The organism is Streptococcus sp. 9.1 (assembly GCF_016648815.1).
In the GTDB taxonomy this organism is placed as follows: Bacteria; Bacillota; Bacilli; order Lactobacillales; family Streptococcaceae; genus Streptococcus; species Streptococcus salivarius_E.
In genome coordinates this window covers 169,879-185,127 of the sequence record NZ_JACLQS010000001.1, presented here as the reverse complement: position 1 = coordinate 185,127, position 15,249 = coordinate 169,879, and the positions used below count along the sequence as shown (strand labels likewise).

14 protein-coding genes are annotated in these 15,249 nt (G+C 38.0%); 13 read left to right on the top strand and 1 reads right to left on the bottom strand.

From position 1 onward, the window contains the following. The first annotated feature begins 15 nt into the window (after positions 1-15). From ppc to H7T93_RS00775, 4 genes are all read left to right on the top strand, one after another. Positions 16-2,838: a phosphoenolpyruvate carboxylase gene (ppc, locus tag H7T93_RS00790; protein ID WP_073689706.1), complete on the top strand. Its 2,823-nt coding sequence runs from the start codon at positions 16-18 to the stop codon at positions 2,836-2,838. 67 nt (positions 2,839-2,905) lie between these two features. Next, complete coding sequence (holA, locus tag H7T93_RS00785; protein WP_195917818.1) at positions 2,906-3,940, top strand: DNA polymerase III subunit delta; 1,035 nt, start codon at positions 2,906-2,908, stop codon at positions 3,938-3,940. Between the two features lie 95 nt (positions 3,941-4,035). After that, entirely contained in the window at positions 4,036-4,641 is a 606-nt protein-coding gene (gene sodA, locus H7T93_RS00780; RefSeq protein WP_004182735.1) for a superoxide dismutase SodA, read from the top strand. 96 nt (positions 4,642-4,737) lie between these two features. Next, positions 4,738-6,144, top strand: a complete 1,407-nt coding sequence (locus H7T93_RS00775) for a serine hydrolase (RefSeq protein WP_195917817.1) — start codon at positions 4,738-4,740, stop codon at positions 6,142-6,144. 31 nt (positions 6,145-6,175) lie between these two features. Here H7T93_RS00775 and H7T93_RS00770 read toward each other — a convergent pair whose 3' ends face one another. After that, entirely contained in the window at positions 6,176-6,832 is a 657-nt protein-coding gene (locus H7T93_RS00770) for a prepilin peptidase (protein ID WP_195917816.1), read from the bottom strand. A gap of 109 nt (positions 6,833-6,941) precedes the next feature. Between H7T93_RS00770 and H7T93_RS00765 the strand changes: the two genes are divergently transcribed. The 9 genes from H7T93_RS00765 to H7T93_RS00725 all read left to right on the top strand — a co-directional run bounded on the left by H7T93_RS00765 (position 6,942) and on the right by H7T93_RS00725 (position 15,247). Then, positions 6,942-7,463: a Dps family protein gene (locus H7T93_RS00765; RefSeq protein WP_195917815.1), complete on the top strand. Its 522-nt coding sequence runs from the start codon at positions 6,942-6,944 to the stop codon at positions 7,461-7,463. 87 nt (positions 7,464-7,550) lie between these two features. Further along, positions 7,551-7,988, top strand: coding sequence for a Fur family transcriptional regulator (locus H7T93_RS00760; RefSeq protein WP_195917814.1), 438 nt, complete (start codon positions 7,551-7,553; stop codon positions 7,986-7,988). A gap of 101 nt (positions 7,989-8,089) precedes the next feature. Beyond that, positions 8,090-8,296, top strand: a complete 207-nt coding sequence (locus H7T93_RS00755; RefSeq protein ID WP_014634249.1) for a YqgQ family protein — start codon at positions 8,090-8,092, stop codon at positions 8,294-8,296. Continuing rightward, positions 8,289-9,257, top strand: coding sequence for an ROK family glucokinase (locus H7T93_RS00750; protein WP_195917813.1), 969 nt, complete (start codon positions 8,289-8,291; stop codon positions 9,255-9,257). The genes H7T93_RS00755 and H7T93_RS00750 overlap by 8 nt, the downstream gene beginning before the upstream one ends. 144 nt (positions 9,258-9,401) lie before the next feature. Continuing rightward, on the top strand, positions 9,402-11,252 hold the full coding sequence (gene typA, locus H7T93_RS00745) for a translational GTPase TypA (RefSeq protein WP_002884130.1): 1,851 nt from the start codon (positions 9,402-9,404) through the stop codon (positions 11,250-11,252). Between the two features lie 19 nt (positions 11,253-11,271). Continuing rightward, a complete protein-coding gene (locus tag H7T93_RS00740; protein WP_201041576.1) occupies positions 11,272-11,541 on the top strand; it encodes a DUF3165 family protein in 270 nt (89 codons plus the stop codon). A 127-nt stretch (positions 11,542-11,668) separates the two neighbouring features. Continuing rightward, complete coding sequence (gene murD, locus H7T93_RS00735; protein ID WP_156685201.1) at positions 11,669-13,021, top strand: UDP-N-acetylmuramoyl-L-alanine--D-glutamate ligase; 1,353 nt, start codon at positions 11,669-11,671, stop codon at positions 13,019-13,021. Positions 13,022-13,024: 3 nt separating this feature from the next. After that, on the top strand, positions 13,025-14,095 hold the full coding sequence (locus tag H7T93_RS00730) for a UDP-N-acetylglucosamine--N-acetylmuramyl-(pentapeptide) pyrophosphoryl-undecaprenol N-acetylglucosamine transferase (protein ID WP_195917812.1): 1,071 nt from the start codon (positions 13,025-13,027) through the stop codon (positions 14,093-14,095). 9 nt (positions 14,096-14,104) lie between these two features. Next, entirely contained in the window at positions 14,105-15,247 is a 1,143-nt protein-coding gene (locus H7T93_RS00725) for a cell division protein FtsQ/DivIB (protein ID WP_059749125.1), read from the top strand. Positions 15,248-15,249: the final 2 nt, after the last annotated feature.

Here is a 15,249-nt window from a genome sequence, read left to right as displayed (position 1 = left end):
TAAGGAGAATAAGGTTTGGCTTTTAACAAATTGGAAAGCAGTAACAACCAGGAAATCATCTCTGAAGAAGTTGGTATCTTGAAAGAATTGTTGGATGATGCAACACGAGGCATGGCTGGAGAGCAAGGTCTCACAACTATCCAACATTTGGTTGAACTTTATGATGAAGGTGACTATGTGGCCCTTACACAAGCCATTTCAGAAATGACAAATGACGATATGGTCGTTGCATCACGTTATTTCTCTTTGTTACCTCTCTTAATTAATATCTCTGAAGACGTGGATTTGGCTTATGAAGTCAACCACAAGAACAATATTGATGAATCTTATCTAGGTAAGTTGTCTGAAACCTTTGATGTTGTCGCTGAAAGTGAAAATGCACGTGACATTCTTGAACATGTCAATGTCGTGCCAGTATTGACAGCCCACCCAACTCAGGTTCAACGTAAAACTATGCTTGAATTGACTAACCACATTCACGAACTTCTCCGTAAGCATCGTGATGTTAAGGCTGGTCTTATTAACAAGGATAAATGGTATGCAGATTTGCGTCGTTATGTAGAAATCATGATGCAAACAGATATCATTCGTGAGAAAAAACTTAAGGTTAAAAACGAAATCACTAACGTTATGGAGTATTACAACTCCTCATTGATTAAGGCGATTACAAACTTATCACATGAATTCAAACGTTTAGCAGTTGAAAAAGGTATCGAACTTGACAATCCAACACCTATTACTATGGGAATGTGGATTGGTGGTGACCGTGACGGGAACCCATTTGTAACAGCAGAAACTCTTAAACTTTCTGCCACTGTACAAAGTGAAGTTATCCTTAACTACTATATTGAAAAAGTTGATAATCTTTACCGTTCGTTCTCCCTCTCATCACGCTTGACTGAGGTTTCAGATACAGTAGCAGAGATGGCGAAACATTCTCCAGATACATCTGTTTATCGTGAAAATGAACCTTACCGTCGTGCTTTCAGTTACATCCAGTCTAAGTTGATTCAGACACTTCTTTTCTTTAAAGAAGGAAACTTTAGCAAGGAAAGAGTTGCTAAACGTCTTTCTGAAAATGTTCGTCTAGGCTCAGCTTCAACGGGTGAAGTAGTAGCTGATTACGTGCAACAACGTCTCAGCCAAAGTCTTCAAGCTGTCTCACAACAAACGACTGAATTTTATGAAACAGCTGAGGATTTCCATGATGATCTTTTGGCAATCAAAAATTCACTTCTTGAAAATGACGATGCTGTCTTAATTTCAGGTGATTTTGAAGAGCTTCTCCAAGCTGTAGAAGTCTTTGGTTTCTATCTTGCTACAATCGATATGCGTCAGGATTCAAGCGTTCATGAAACTTGTGTGGCAGAATTGCTTAAGTCTGCTAATATTGTTGATAACTATAGTGAATTGACTGAGGTTGAAAAGGTTGCGGTTCTTCTCAAAGAATTGCAAGAAGATCCTCGTACTTTGTCATCAACTAATGTGCCTAAGTCAGAAATTCTTGAAAAAGAATTGGCAATCTTCCGTACAGCTCGTCTCTTGAAAGACTATATTGGTGAAGATGTCATCAAACAACATATCATTTCTCACACTGAGAGCGTTTCTGATATGTTTGAGTTGGCTATCCTTCTTAAAGAAGTTGGCTTGGTTGATACAGAACGTGCGCGTGTCCAAATCGTTCCACTTTTTGAAACTATCGAAGACTTGGAAAACTCTAATGATATCATGAAACAATACCTTGGTTATGATATCGTTAAACGTTGGATTAAGAATAGCAATAACTACCAAGAAATCATGTTGGGTTACTCAGACTCTAACAAAGATGGTGGTTACTTGTCATCTGGTTGGACACTCTACAAGGCTCAAAATGAATTGACTAAGATTGGGGAAGAGCGTGGTATTAAGATTACCTTCTTCCATGGTCGTGGTGGTACTGTTGGTCGTGGTGGTGGCCCATCATATGATGCCATTACTTCTCAACCATTTGGTACCATTAAAGACCGTATCCGCTTGACTGAACAAGGTGAGGTTATCGGTAATAAATATGGCAACAAGGATGCTGCTTACTACAATCTTGAAATGCTTGTTTCAGCTGCTCTTGACCGTATGGTGACACGTCAAATTGCCGATCCAGAAGAATTGGTTGATTTCCGTGAGGTTATGGACGGAATTGTTCACGATTCAAATGTTATTTATCGTGACCTTGTCTTTGGAAATGAACATTTCTATGATTACTTCTTTGAAGCTAGTCCTATCAAAGAAGTGTCAAGTTTGAATATTGGTTCTCGTCCAGCTGCTCGTAAGACTATTACTGAAATTTCTGGTCTTCGTGCGATTCCTTGGGTATTCTCATGGTCACAAAACCGTATCATGTTCCCAGGTTGGTATGGTGTGGGTTCTGCCTTTAATCGCTTTATCCAAGCTGAAGAAGGCAACCTCGAGAAACTTCAACATATGTTTGAAACATGGCCATTCTTCCGTTCACTTTTGTCAAACGTAGACATGGTGCTTTCAAAATCAGATATGAATATCGCCTTCCACTATGCACAATTGGCAGAAAGTGAAGAAGTTCGTAGTGTCTTCAATATTATTTTGGATGAGTGGCAGTTGACTAAAGATGTCATTCTTGCGATTGAAAAACATGATGGCTTCCTTGATGAAAGTCCATCGCTTAAAGCAAGTTTGGACTTCCGTTTACCATACTTCAATGTCTTGAACTACATCCAAATTGAATTGATTAAACGTCTTCGTAACAATGATTTGACCGATGACGAAATTAGCCTTATTCACATTACCATCAATGGTATTGCAACAGGTCTTCGTAACTCTGGTTAATAAAGTAAAGTTCATCACGTTAGTGGTGGGCTTTTTGTTATGGTGAAAATTCTGTTATAATAAAACCATGATTGCTATGGAAACGATTGAAAAGCTGTCCAAAGAAAAGCTCCCTATGATAACGGTCTTGGCGGGCGAGGATTTAGGGCAGTATAGTCAAGCTAAAGAAAAATTTTTAAAACAAATTGGTTTTGATCCCAGTGACTTAACCTATTCTTATTTTGATATGTCTGAGACTGATTATCAAGATGCTGAGCTCGATTTAGAAAGCATGCCTTTTTTTGCAGATGAAAAGGTGGTCATTTTTGATCATTTCGCAGATATGACTACTGCTAAAAAATCGTATCTGGATGAGAAAGAGTTGAAGCGCCTTGAAAATTATCTTGAGTCTCCTGTTGAAACAACACGTCTTGTCTTGATGTCTGCAGGAAAGCTAGATGGAAAGCGTCGTTTAGTCAAACTTCTCAAACGTGATGCCATGGTGCTTGAAGCCAGTCCTTTAAAAGATGCAGAACTTAGAACCTATTTTCAAAAGCAGGCGCATCAAGAGGGGCTTACATTTGATACAGGAGTCTTTGAGGAACTTTTGATTAAGTCAAATTTTGACTTTTCAGATGTTCAAAAAAACTTAGCTTTTCTAAAGGGGTATAAAACGGAAGGAAATATCTCATCGCAAGATATTGCTGAGGCCATTCCGAAAAGTTTGCAAGATAATATTTTTGATATGACGCAACTTCTTTTGCGAGGCCAAATTCAGAGTGTTCGTGAATTGGTTCATGATTTACGGCTTCAGGGTGAAGATGAGATTAAGTTGATTGCTGTGATGTTGGGACAATTTCGTACCTATTTACAGGTTAAACTCTTATCTGCTCAAGGCAAAAGTGAGCAGCAAATTATTTCAAGTCTGTCAGATTATTTAGGGCGTAAAGTCAATCAATTTCAGGTTCGTTTTGCTCTGAGAGATAGTCGTCCTTTGTCAGTAGCATTCTTAAAAATGACGATTAAGATTTTAGTAGAGACAGATTACCAGATAAAAACAGGAACCTTAGATAAAGATTACTTGTTTGATTTAGCACTTTTAAAAATCGTATCAAACCGCTAGAGATTTAGAATTTTCTTTGATTTTGTAAGCAAAATTTTTGAAAGCTCTACCACTTTACGGTAAAATGAAGAAAAAATGAAAAGAGGACCTTTACTATGGCAATTATCCTTCCAGACCTTCCTTACGCTTACGATGCTTTGGAACCATACATTGATGCTGAAACAATGACTCTTCACCACGATAAACACCACGCAACTTATGTAGCAAATGCTAATGCTGCTCTTGAAAAACACCCAGAAATTGGTGAAGATCTCGAAGCACTTTTGGCTGACGTGGAACAAATTCCAGCAGATATTCGTCAAGCACTTATTAACAATGGTGGTGGACACCTTAACCACGCACTTTTCTGGGAACTCTTGTCTCCTGAAAAACAAGAACCAACTGCAGAAGTAGCAGCTGCCATTAACGAAGCTTTCGGCTCATTTGAAGCCTTCCAAGAAGCTTTCACAGCAGCAGCAACAACTCGTTTTGGTTCAGGTTGGGCATGGCTTGTTGTTAACGCTGAAGGTAAGCTTGAAGTCGTTTCAACAGCTAACCAAGACACTCCTATCTCAGACGGTAAGAAACCAATCTTGGCACTTGATGTTTGGGAACATGCTTACTACCTAAACTACCGTAACGTACGTCCAAACTACATCAAAGCTTTCTTTGAAATCATTAACTGGAATAAAGTTGCTGAGCTTTATGCAGCAGCTAAATAAGTTTAAAATTATCCTCACTATTGGGGATATTTTTTTGTAATATGATTGTAAAATCTCCTTGATTTTTAGTGAATTATAGCTTAAACTATATTTGTTATGAAAAAAAAGAAAAAACATTCAAGCAAAAAGTATAGTGGAAGCCGCCGAAAAACTAAAGATAAAAAGAAAGATTCGGTAAAACAAGACCTTCAACAAGACGTCCAAAAAGACACTAAAGACACTAAAGATACTAAAAAAGATGTCAAAAAAGGCGCTAAGAAAGACAACAAAAAAGCATCGAAAAAAGATGCTAAAAAGACTTCTAAAAAATCAGTAGAGAAGAAATCTGCTGAGGAATCAGTAGTACCAGTTGAGCACAAGGAAAATGAAGCAAAAAATGAAACCTTGGCACTTAGAAGTAAGCGCTCTAAGAAATCTAAAGCTAAATCAAAATCAACTCGTGATGATAAAAAAGCTTATATTATCTTAGCATTCCTAGGTGTTTTGGTAATTCTTTTGTTTGTTGCCATGCTTGCTTTAGCAGGACGTGGTAAACAAGCTGGTCACACTGGTGGTATTGGAAATATCTTCGGATCTAGTTCTAAAGTCACTAAAAAAGAAGACAAAGAAAAAGAGGAAAAGGTAACTCCAACTAATAAATCAGCCGAAGCTAAACAAGCAGTCATGGAAGCAGATGCAGATACCATGTATGGTAATGGCTTGTATTATGATTATGCTAACATGACATTGAACCAAGTGGTTGAAGCATTTATGGCTGACCAAGGTATTGAGTCTAGCCAAATTGCCTTTTCATATAAAAATACCAAGACAAATGAGCAATTCTCAATGAATGATACTCAACCAATGACTGCAGGATCAACTTATAAATTGCCATTAAACATGCTTGTCATGGATCAGGTTAATAAGGGTAAACTTTCTTTAACTGAACGTTTTGATATTACTAATACTGAGTATGAATATCAGGCTGAGCACGATAGTTATGTTGCTGCTTTCGGTGGTTCGATGACTATTCCAGAGATGCAAGAGTATTCTCTTGTTTACTCTGAGAACACTCCTGCCTATGCTTTGGCGGAACGCCTTGGTGGTATGGAAAAATTCTATGGCATGCTCGATAAATACGGTAAATCAAAAGGTGAAGTGAAGACTATCCAAATGCATGGTAATAAGACGACAACGGATTATTACATCCAAGTTTTGGATTATCTTTGGAAACACCAAGAGGATTATAAAGACATTCTCAAATATTTAGGAGAGTCTTTCCCAGAATATTATTATAAAACATATAATCAAGGATTGACTATTTATCAGAAACCAGGTTATGTTCGTGAAGCACTTAACGTTGATGCTATTGTAATGGAAGATACACCGTATCTTATTGCAATTTATACACGTTACCTAGGAGGTTCTAACGAAGAAACTTCAGAGGTTAATAATGTGGGATTACAACAATTAGAGATGCTCTCTTATGTCATTAATGAGTGGCACCGTGTCAATATGAACTAATAAAGAAAAGCCGAATTTATCGGCTTTTTTTCTATATAATTGAACAAAAAGTAAGAAGTACTATCCCTAGAAAAAGAAATGGGACAAATGCAATGCATTCCTTAAGATTTTTTCGTAGAAGGAAGTAAGCTAGTCCTAATAGGCAGGCAATTTCGATAATAAGTAGTATTTTTGAAAATGGGAAAATAAGGGAGGCACTTGCTAAATAGAGAAAATCTCCTTCCCCAATATTTAGATGCTTCATATAAGAAAGGATAGCGAGGATTATCCCTAAGGCAAATGTGATGTAGTAGTTGCCCATGAATAAGAGTGGGACTGTTCCAACTATCCAAATCAGAAGCGGATAGGATTTATGTTTCAAATCAAAAATTGATAGACAAAGGCTGAAGTAAAGAAAGTAGGTTACTTCAAGACTTAAAAAGTCATAGAAATATAGCAGGCATATTACTCCACAAAATAGTTCAATAAAGAGGTAACGAAAAGGGATAGGAGTCTGACATGAACGGCATCTAGATTTTAAGAAAAGTTGTGAGAGGATAGGGATTATCTCGAAAAAACGCAACTGATGCTTGCAATGGCTACAGTGACTTCTAGGAAAAATAATCGACTTTTCAGGAAAACGATCACAAATCAGTCCGGTAAATGAACCTAAAGAGGCTCCTAGAAAAAAATAAATAATACTTAACATACCTAATTATTCGAAAAAGAGTGAGAAAAAACATTTTGCTTGCATCTTATTTAGAAATATTCTAAAATAAAAGTGTAAATAATAGTAATTCTAAATAAGGAGAATTAATATGGTAGATTCAATTAAAGAAACAATCAATGAAACAGTTAACCAACAAGCTGAAACACCTTCAAATACAAAAACTAAAGCAGTTTTGAATCAAGCAGTTGCTGATTTGTCTGTAGCAGCTTCAATTGTTCACCAAGTTCATTGGTATATGCGTGGTCCTGGTTTCCTCTATCTTCATCCAAAAATGGATGAATTGATGGATAGTTTGAATGCTCATCTTGATGTTATTAGTGAACGTTTGATTACTATTGGTGGGGAACCATACTCAACTTTGGTAGAATTTTCATCTAATTCAGGCTTGACTGAAACTACTGGTACATTTGACAAACCAATGTCTGACCAGATCCAATTATTGGTTGATACATACAAATATTTGTCAGTATTGTTCCAAGTTGGTTTGGATATCACAGATGAAGAAGGAGATGCTCCTTCAAATGATATCTTCACTGCGGCTAAATCTGAAATTGATAAGACAGTCTGGATGTTGACTGCTGAACTTGGACAAGCTCCAGGCTTGAGATAAGCATTTTTGAGTTAAGATGATTGTCAAGAGTTCCTCTAAAAGTGTATAATAGACGTAAAATACTTTTAGAAGAAGGGAGGCGGCGATATGTCTGAGCATCGACGTAGTCTAGGCGTTTATGAAGATGTCCTAAATCAGTTAAAAGCTAAAGGAATTCGGTTGACGGAATCTCGTAAAGCTGTTATTCGCTATTTGATGATGTCTGATCAACACCCTAGTGCAGATGTGATATATTATGACCTTCTCCCTGACAATCCTGGGATGAGTTTGGCGACGGTCTATAACAACCTGAAGGTGTTGGTAGAAGAAGGGGTTGTCTCTGAAATCAAGGTTAATAATGATAATACAACCTATTATGATTTTATGGGACATGACCACTTAAACATTGTTTGTGAAAAATGTGGTCACATTACTGACTTAGACTTACCGATTCCGTCTTTCAAGGAAGAGGTAGAATCACAAACAGGCTTTCGCATTACTCGTGAACAGATGATTTTACATGGGATTTGTCCGAATTGTCAATAACCTGAGTCTAAATGACTTAGGTTTTTTTGAAGTATACAATAATCTGTAAAGGTTTTCAAAACTATCTTGTCATGGCAGAAGCTTTTTGCTAAAATATTGCTATGAAAACTTTATATGACGTTCAACAGTTGTTGAAACAGTTTGGCATAGTAGTTTACCTAGGGAAAAGGCTCTATGATATCGAAATGATGAAGATTGAATTAGAAGCCCTCTACCAGAATGGTTTGGTGGACAAGGACAGCTACCTTACTGCTGAAATGATTTTACGACGTGAACATCGCATTGAAATGGAGAAAGAAAATGAGTAAAAAACTCTTGGGAATTGACCTTGGTGGAACAACTGTTAAATTTGGTATTTTGACTTCAGAAGGTGAAGTGCAAGAAAAATGGGCGATTGAAACAAATACGCTTGAAAATGGTCGTCACATTGTCCCTAACATCGTGGAGTCTTTGAAACACCGTTTGGAAATGTACGGACTTACTGCAGAAGATTTCATTGGAATTGGTATGGGTTCTCCAGGAGCTGTTAATCGTGAAAATAAAACGGTCACTGGTGCTTTCAACTTGAACTGGGCAGAAACTCAAGAAGTTGGATCTTTCATCGAAAAAGAACTCGGTATTCCATTTGCGATTGATAATGATGCTAACGTTGCTGCCCTCGGTGAACGTTGGGTTGGTGCTGGTGCTAACAATCCTGATGTTGTCTTTGTGACATTAGGAACAGGAGTTGGTGGCGGCGTTATCGCTGATGGTAACTTGATCCATGGTGTTGGCGGTGCTGGTGGTGAAATTGGCCACATTATCGTTGAGCCTGAAACAGGATTTGAATGTACTTGCGGAAACAAAGGATGCTTGGAAACTGTAGCTTCTGCAACAGGTGTCGTACGTTTGGCACGTCATTTAGCAGAAGGATATGAAGGTGACTCTTCTATTAAAGCTGCTGTAGATAATGGTGAGCAAGTAACAAGTAAAGATATTTTCGTTGCCGCTGCTGAAGGCGACAAGTTTGCCGATAGCATCGTTGACAAGGTCTCTGAATACCTAGGACTTGCAACAGCAAATATCTCAAATATTCTTAACCCAGATTCAGTTGTCATCGGTGGTGGTGTTTCAGCAGCTGGTGAATTCTTGCGTAGCCGTGTCGAAGGATACTTTACACGTTATGCATTCCCACAAGTTCGCCGTACAACAAAAGTGAAATTAGCAGAGCTTGGAAATGATGCTGGTATCATCGGAGCTGCTAGCCTTGCACTTACAATTGATAACTAATGAATGACAGAAGGTGTGTCTGACCAATTATAGGTGGACAGCACCTTTTTCTTGTTGAAAAACGTTTACAATCAGCTGAGCTCTGCCATTTTGTTGAAAATGTGGTATACTTTAAAAGTTGAAATAAAAATTAAAGAGGAAAAAATGACTAAACTTAGAGAAGATATCCGTAACGTAGCCATCATTGCCCACGTTGACCACGGTAAAACAACACTTGTTGATGAATTGTTGAAACAATCACACACTCTTGACGAGCGTAAAGAGCTTGATGAGCGTGCAATGGACTCTAACGATCTTGAAAAAGAACGTGGAATTACCATCCTTGCCAAAAATACAGCCGTTGCTTATAACGGTACGCGTATCAACATCATGGATACACCAGGTCACGCGGACTTCGGTGGAGAAGTTGAACGTATCATGAAAATGGTTGATGGGGTTGTTCTTGTTGTCGATGCCTACGAAGGTACAATGCCTCAAACACGTTTTGTGTTGAAAAAAGCGCTTGAGCAAAACTTGACACCTATCGTTGTTGTTAACAAGATTGATAAACCATCAGCTCGTCCTGAAGAAGTTGTTGATGAAGTTCTTGAACTTTTCATCGAGCTTGGTGCCGATGATGATCAGTTGGAATTCCCAGTTGTGTATGCTTCAGCGATTAACGGAACATCATCATTGTCAGATAACCCTGCTGATCAAGAGCACACTATGGCTCCAATCTTTGACACTATTATTGACCACATCCCAGCTCCTGTAGATAACTCAGACGAGCCTCTTCAATTCCAAGTGTCACTTCTTGACTACAATGATTTCGTTGGTCGTATCGGTATTGGACGTATCTTCCGTGGAACTGTAAAAGTCGGTGACCAAGTTACCCTTTCAAAACTTGATGGAACAACAAAGAACTTCCGTGTTACTAAACTTTTCGGTTTCTTTGGTTTGGAACGTCGTGAAATTGAAGAAGCAAAAGCTGGTGATTTGATTGCCATCTCAGGTATGGAAGACATCTTCGTTGGTGAAACAATTACACCAACTGATGCTGTTGAACCATTGCCAGTTCTTCGTATTGACGAACCAACACTTCAAATGACTTTCTTGGCTAATAACTCACCATTTGCAGGTCGTGAAGGTAAACACGTGACATCACGTAAGGTTGAAGAACGACTTTTGGCAGAGTTGCAAACAGACGTTTCTCTTCGTGTTGATCCAACTGATTCTCCTGATAAATGGACTGTCTCAGGTCGTGGTGAATTGCACTTGTCAATCCTTATCGAAACAATGCGTCGTGAAGGTTACGAACTTCAAGTATCTCGTCCAGAAGTTATCATCAAAGAAATTGATGGCGTGAAATGTGAGCCATTTGAACGTGTTCAAATTGATACTCCAGAAGAGTACCAAGGTTCTATCATCCAAGCCCTTTCAGAACGTAAAGGTGACATGCTTGATATGCAAATGGTTGGTAACGGTCAAACACGTCTTATCTTCCTTGTACCAGCTCGTGGTCTTATCGGATTCTCAACTGAATTCTTGTCTATGACACGTGGTTACGGTATCATGAACCATACTTTCGACCAATACTTGCCAGTTGTTGCTGGTGAAATTGGTGGACGTCACCGTGGTGCCCTTGTTTCTATCGATACAGGTAAAGCGACAACTTACTCAATCATGCGTATCGAAGAACGTGGTACAATCTTTGTTAACCCAGGTACTGAAGTTTATGAAGGTATGATTGTTGGTGAAAATGCTCGTGAAAATGACCTTGGTGTCAATATCACTACAGCAAAACAAATGACAAACGTGCGTTCAGCAACTAAGGACCAAACGGCTGTTATCAAGACTCCACGTATCTTGACTCTTGAAGAATCGCTCGAATTCTTGGATGATGATGAGTATATGGAAGTAACGCCTGAATCTATCCGCTTGCGTAAACAAATTTTGAATAAAGCAGAGCGTGATAAAGCCAATAAACGTAAGAAAAAAGCAGCAGAAGCTGAATAATATTTAGAGAGGAGAAGAGATGTTTTATCTGATTGTTGCTATATTGATTGCATCGTTCTATTTCTTTATTGCACCAAAGTCGGTAAAAAACACCATGAATCTTCTCTTTGTCATGGCTACCTTAGCATTGCTCTTACTTTTAGCAGTGCTATCAATCATTAAATTCTTCAGTTTACCTGGTGAGTTCTATGTTACGGTGGGAATGCTTGTATTGAGCTATTTCACCTTGAAAGATTTTTTCGCTATGTCAGAGCTTAATCATGAAAAAGCCGAACATGAAGATAAATAAGTAGCATGAGATTAAAAGTCAATCGAATAGATTGGCTTTTTCTTTTGCCAAGAAGAGGTAACTCCTTGAAATAGCTTAGGATAAAGGGTAAAATGATTATGATACAATTTGAGAGAATGGACGAATTATGAAATCAGTAACACAATTTGAAAATAAAAAAGTTTTGGTCCTTGGTTTGGCTAAATCTGGTGAAGCAGCTGCCCGCCTATTGGCTAAGTTGGGTGCTATTGTCACAGTAAATGATGGGAAACCATTTGAGGAAAATCCATCAGCACAGGCGCTTCTTGAAGAAGGGATTAAGGTTGTCTGTGGCGGACATCCTCTTGAACTATTGGATGAAAATTTTGAATTAATGGTGAAAAATCCTGGAATTCGTTATGACAATCCAATGGTAGCTCGTGCACTTGAAAAAGGCATTCCTGTTTGGACTGAAGTCGAATTAGCTTACCTAGTATCTGAAGCACCTATTATCGGTATTACAGGCTCAAATGGTAAGACAACAACGACAACTATGATTGCTGATGTCCTAAACCATGGTGGCAAATCGGGTGTCTTGTCTGGAAATATCGGTTTCCCTGCGTCAGAAGTTGCACAGTCAGTTACTGCTCAAGATACCTTAGTTATGGAATTGTCTTCTTTCCAATTGATGGGGATTGACAGCTTCCATCCACATATTGCTGTGATTACTAACTTGATGCCGACACATATTGACTATCATGGTAGTTTTGAAGAATATGTGGCTGCCAAATGGAATATTCAAAATCAGATGACTGCGGATGATTTTGTTGTTTTGAACTTCAATCAAGACTTGGCTAAGGAATTAGCTACACAAACTAAAGCACAAGTAGTTCCATTCTCAACAGTGGAAAAAGTAGATGGTGCCTATCTTGAAAATGGTGGTCTCTACTTCAAAGGTGAATTGGTGATGCAAGCCGATGAGATTGGCGTTCCTGGTAGTCACAATGTTGAAAATGCCTTGGCAACTATAGCTGTAGCAAAATTGTCAGGTATTTCAAACCAAGCTATCAAGGAAACTCTCGCAAGCTTTGGTGGGGTTAAGCACCGTCTCCAATTCGTTGACACTATTGATGAAGTAAGATTCTACAATGACAGTAAGTCAACAAATATTTTAGCGACACAAAAAGCACTTTCTGGTTTTGATAATAGTAAAGTCATTTTGATTGCCGGTGGTTTGGATCGTGGTAATGAATTTGATGAACTCATTCCTGACATTACTGGTCTTAAGAAAATGGTGATTTTAGGGGAATCTGCTCCTCGTGTCAAACGTGCTGCTGATAAAGCGGGTGTGACTTATCTTGATGCCAAAGATGTGGCAGATGCGACACGTATTGCTTTTGATCAAGCCAGTGCAGGAGATGTTGTCTTGTTGAGCCCTGCAAACGCAAGCTGGGATATGTACAAGAATTTCGAAGTGCGTGGTGACGAATTTATCACAACTGTTGAGCAATTGAAGGGATAGTCTATGGCAAAAGCGAAAAAGATTGTTTTTACCGGTGGTGGAACCGTTGGACATGTGACTTTAAATCTTATCTTAATTCCAAAATTTCTCAAAGATGGATGGGAAGTGCACTATATCGGTGATAAGCACGGGATTGAACATGAGCAGATTGATAAATCTGGCTTAGATGTGACTTTCCATAGTATTGCTACAGGTAAACTACGTCGTTATTTCTCATGGCAAAACATGTTGGATGTCTTTAAAGTTGTTTGGGGGATTCTACAGTCTATTGCAATAGTTGCCAAGATTCGTCCCCAAGCACTCTTTTCAAAGGGTGGATTTGTCTCAGTGCCACCGGTAATTGCTTCTAAATTATTAGGAGTTCCTGTATATGTGCATGAGTCTGACCTTTCTATGGGCTTGGCCAATAAAATTGCCTATAAATTTGCGACTACTATGTTTACGACTTTTGAACAATCAAAAGGATTGGCAAAGACAAAACATGTAGGTGCTATTACAAAGGTAGGAATGGCGACACCCAATCAGTCTGATGCCCTTGAAAAGATTAAAGAACAGTTTGATGACAACTTAAAAACTGTCCTTTTCATTGGTGGTTCAGCTGGTGCAAAGGTATTTAATGATTTTATTAGTAATACTCCACAACTGACGGAAAAATATAATGTCATTAATATTTCTGGGGACTCTTCATTGAATACCTTAGAACGTCATCTTTATAGAGTTGATTATGTGACAGATTTGTATCAACCTCTTATGGATACAGCAGATTTAGTTGTAACTCGTGGTGGCTCAAATACGATTTTCGAATTGTTGGCTATGAAAAAACTTCATTTAATTATTCCTTTAGGGAAAGAAGCTAGCCGAGGAGACCAACTTGAAAATGCTGCCTATTTTGAACGAAAAGGCTACGCACGTCAATTACAGGAAACAGAATTAAGTTGGGAAACCTTGAATCATGAGCTTGAACAACTTGTTGAACATGCAGAGACTTACAAAGAAGCGATGGCTAAATCTGAGGAAATCACTTCTCCTGATGATTTTTATAACCTATTAGTGACTAGTATTTCAAAAAAATAAAGGAATTTCATGGCAAAAAAGGATCAAGAATCACAAGAAAAACAAGTTCTCACAGAGTGGCAGAAGAGAAATCTCGAATTTTTGAGAAAAAAAGAAACCGAAGATTCTGAAGAATTTGCGAATGGAAAGGTCGTTCATTCACAAGAAGCGACTTCAAATGAGAGCCAGCCACCAGTGAAAAAGAAGGTTAAAAAGAAAAAAAAGACCAAAAGGAAGAAACGAAAAAAAGGTAATACAACTAGTAATATTCCAATTGCACAACAAAATCTTGCAGGACTAGTTGTTTTTATCGCTGCACTCCTAATCGTATTTTCACTTTTCTTTATTTCACCTTGGTCAAAACAAAAGGTTCTCACTGTATCAGGAACAAAAAATGCTTTACCAGAAGATGTGAAAGTTGCAAGTGGTATTCTTGATACAGACTATATCACTCATGTCTTTTTCAACCAAGGAAAGGTTGCATCAACTGTTGAAAAAACTAATGTTTGGGTTAAAAAGGCTACAGTTACATATAGTTTTCCAAATCAATTTAATATTGCAGTAAAAGAATACCCAATCGTGGCTTATCGTCAAACTACAAATGGTTATGTTTCTATTCTTCAAAGTGGTAAGACAGGAGGAACAGTTTCAACTAGTAATCTACCTGATAAATTCATCACCTTAAAGATGGATGACGAGAAGAAAATCGAAGAGTTAGTAAAAGAATTAAATAAACTTGATACAAAAATCAAGAATAATATTCAAATTATTAATCTTACGCCTACTAAAGCAACTTCAGATTTACTAACGATTGAGCTGTATGATGGCAATTCCATTCGTGTTCCACTTTCTCAATTAACAGTTAAGCTTCCTTACTACGAGAAAATTAAGAGTCAACTTTCAGATGGAAGTATTGTAGATATGGAAGTTGGACTTTATACAACGACTCCTGAAGTTGAATCATCAAAAACTGATGGGGATAAAAAGAAAGATAAAGATAAGACTGATAAAAAAGAAGAAAATGCAACTTCTGAAGAAGGTCAAGATACTACAACATCAACGGAACAGCATTCTGAAGAAGAAACTAATTCTGAAAATTCAGGTATTCAAACAGAAGAAAATCCACCAGTTGGTCAGGAAACAATTCATCGGACTTCCCCTGCTCAAGGCTAATA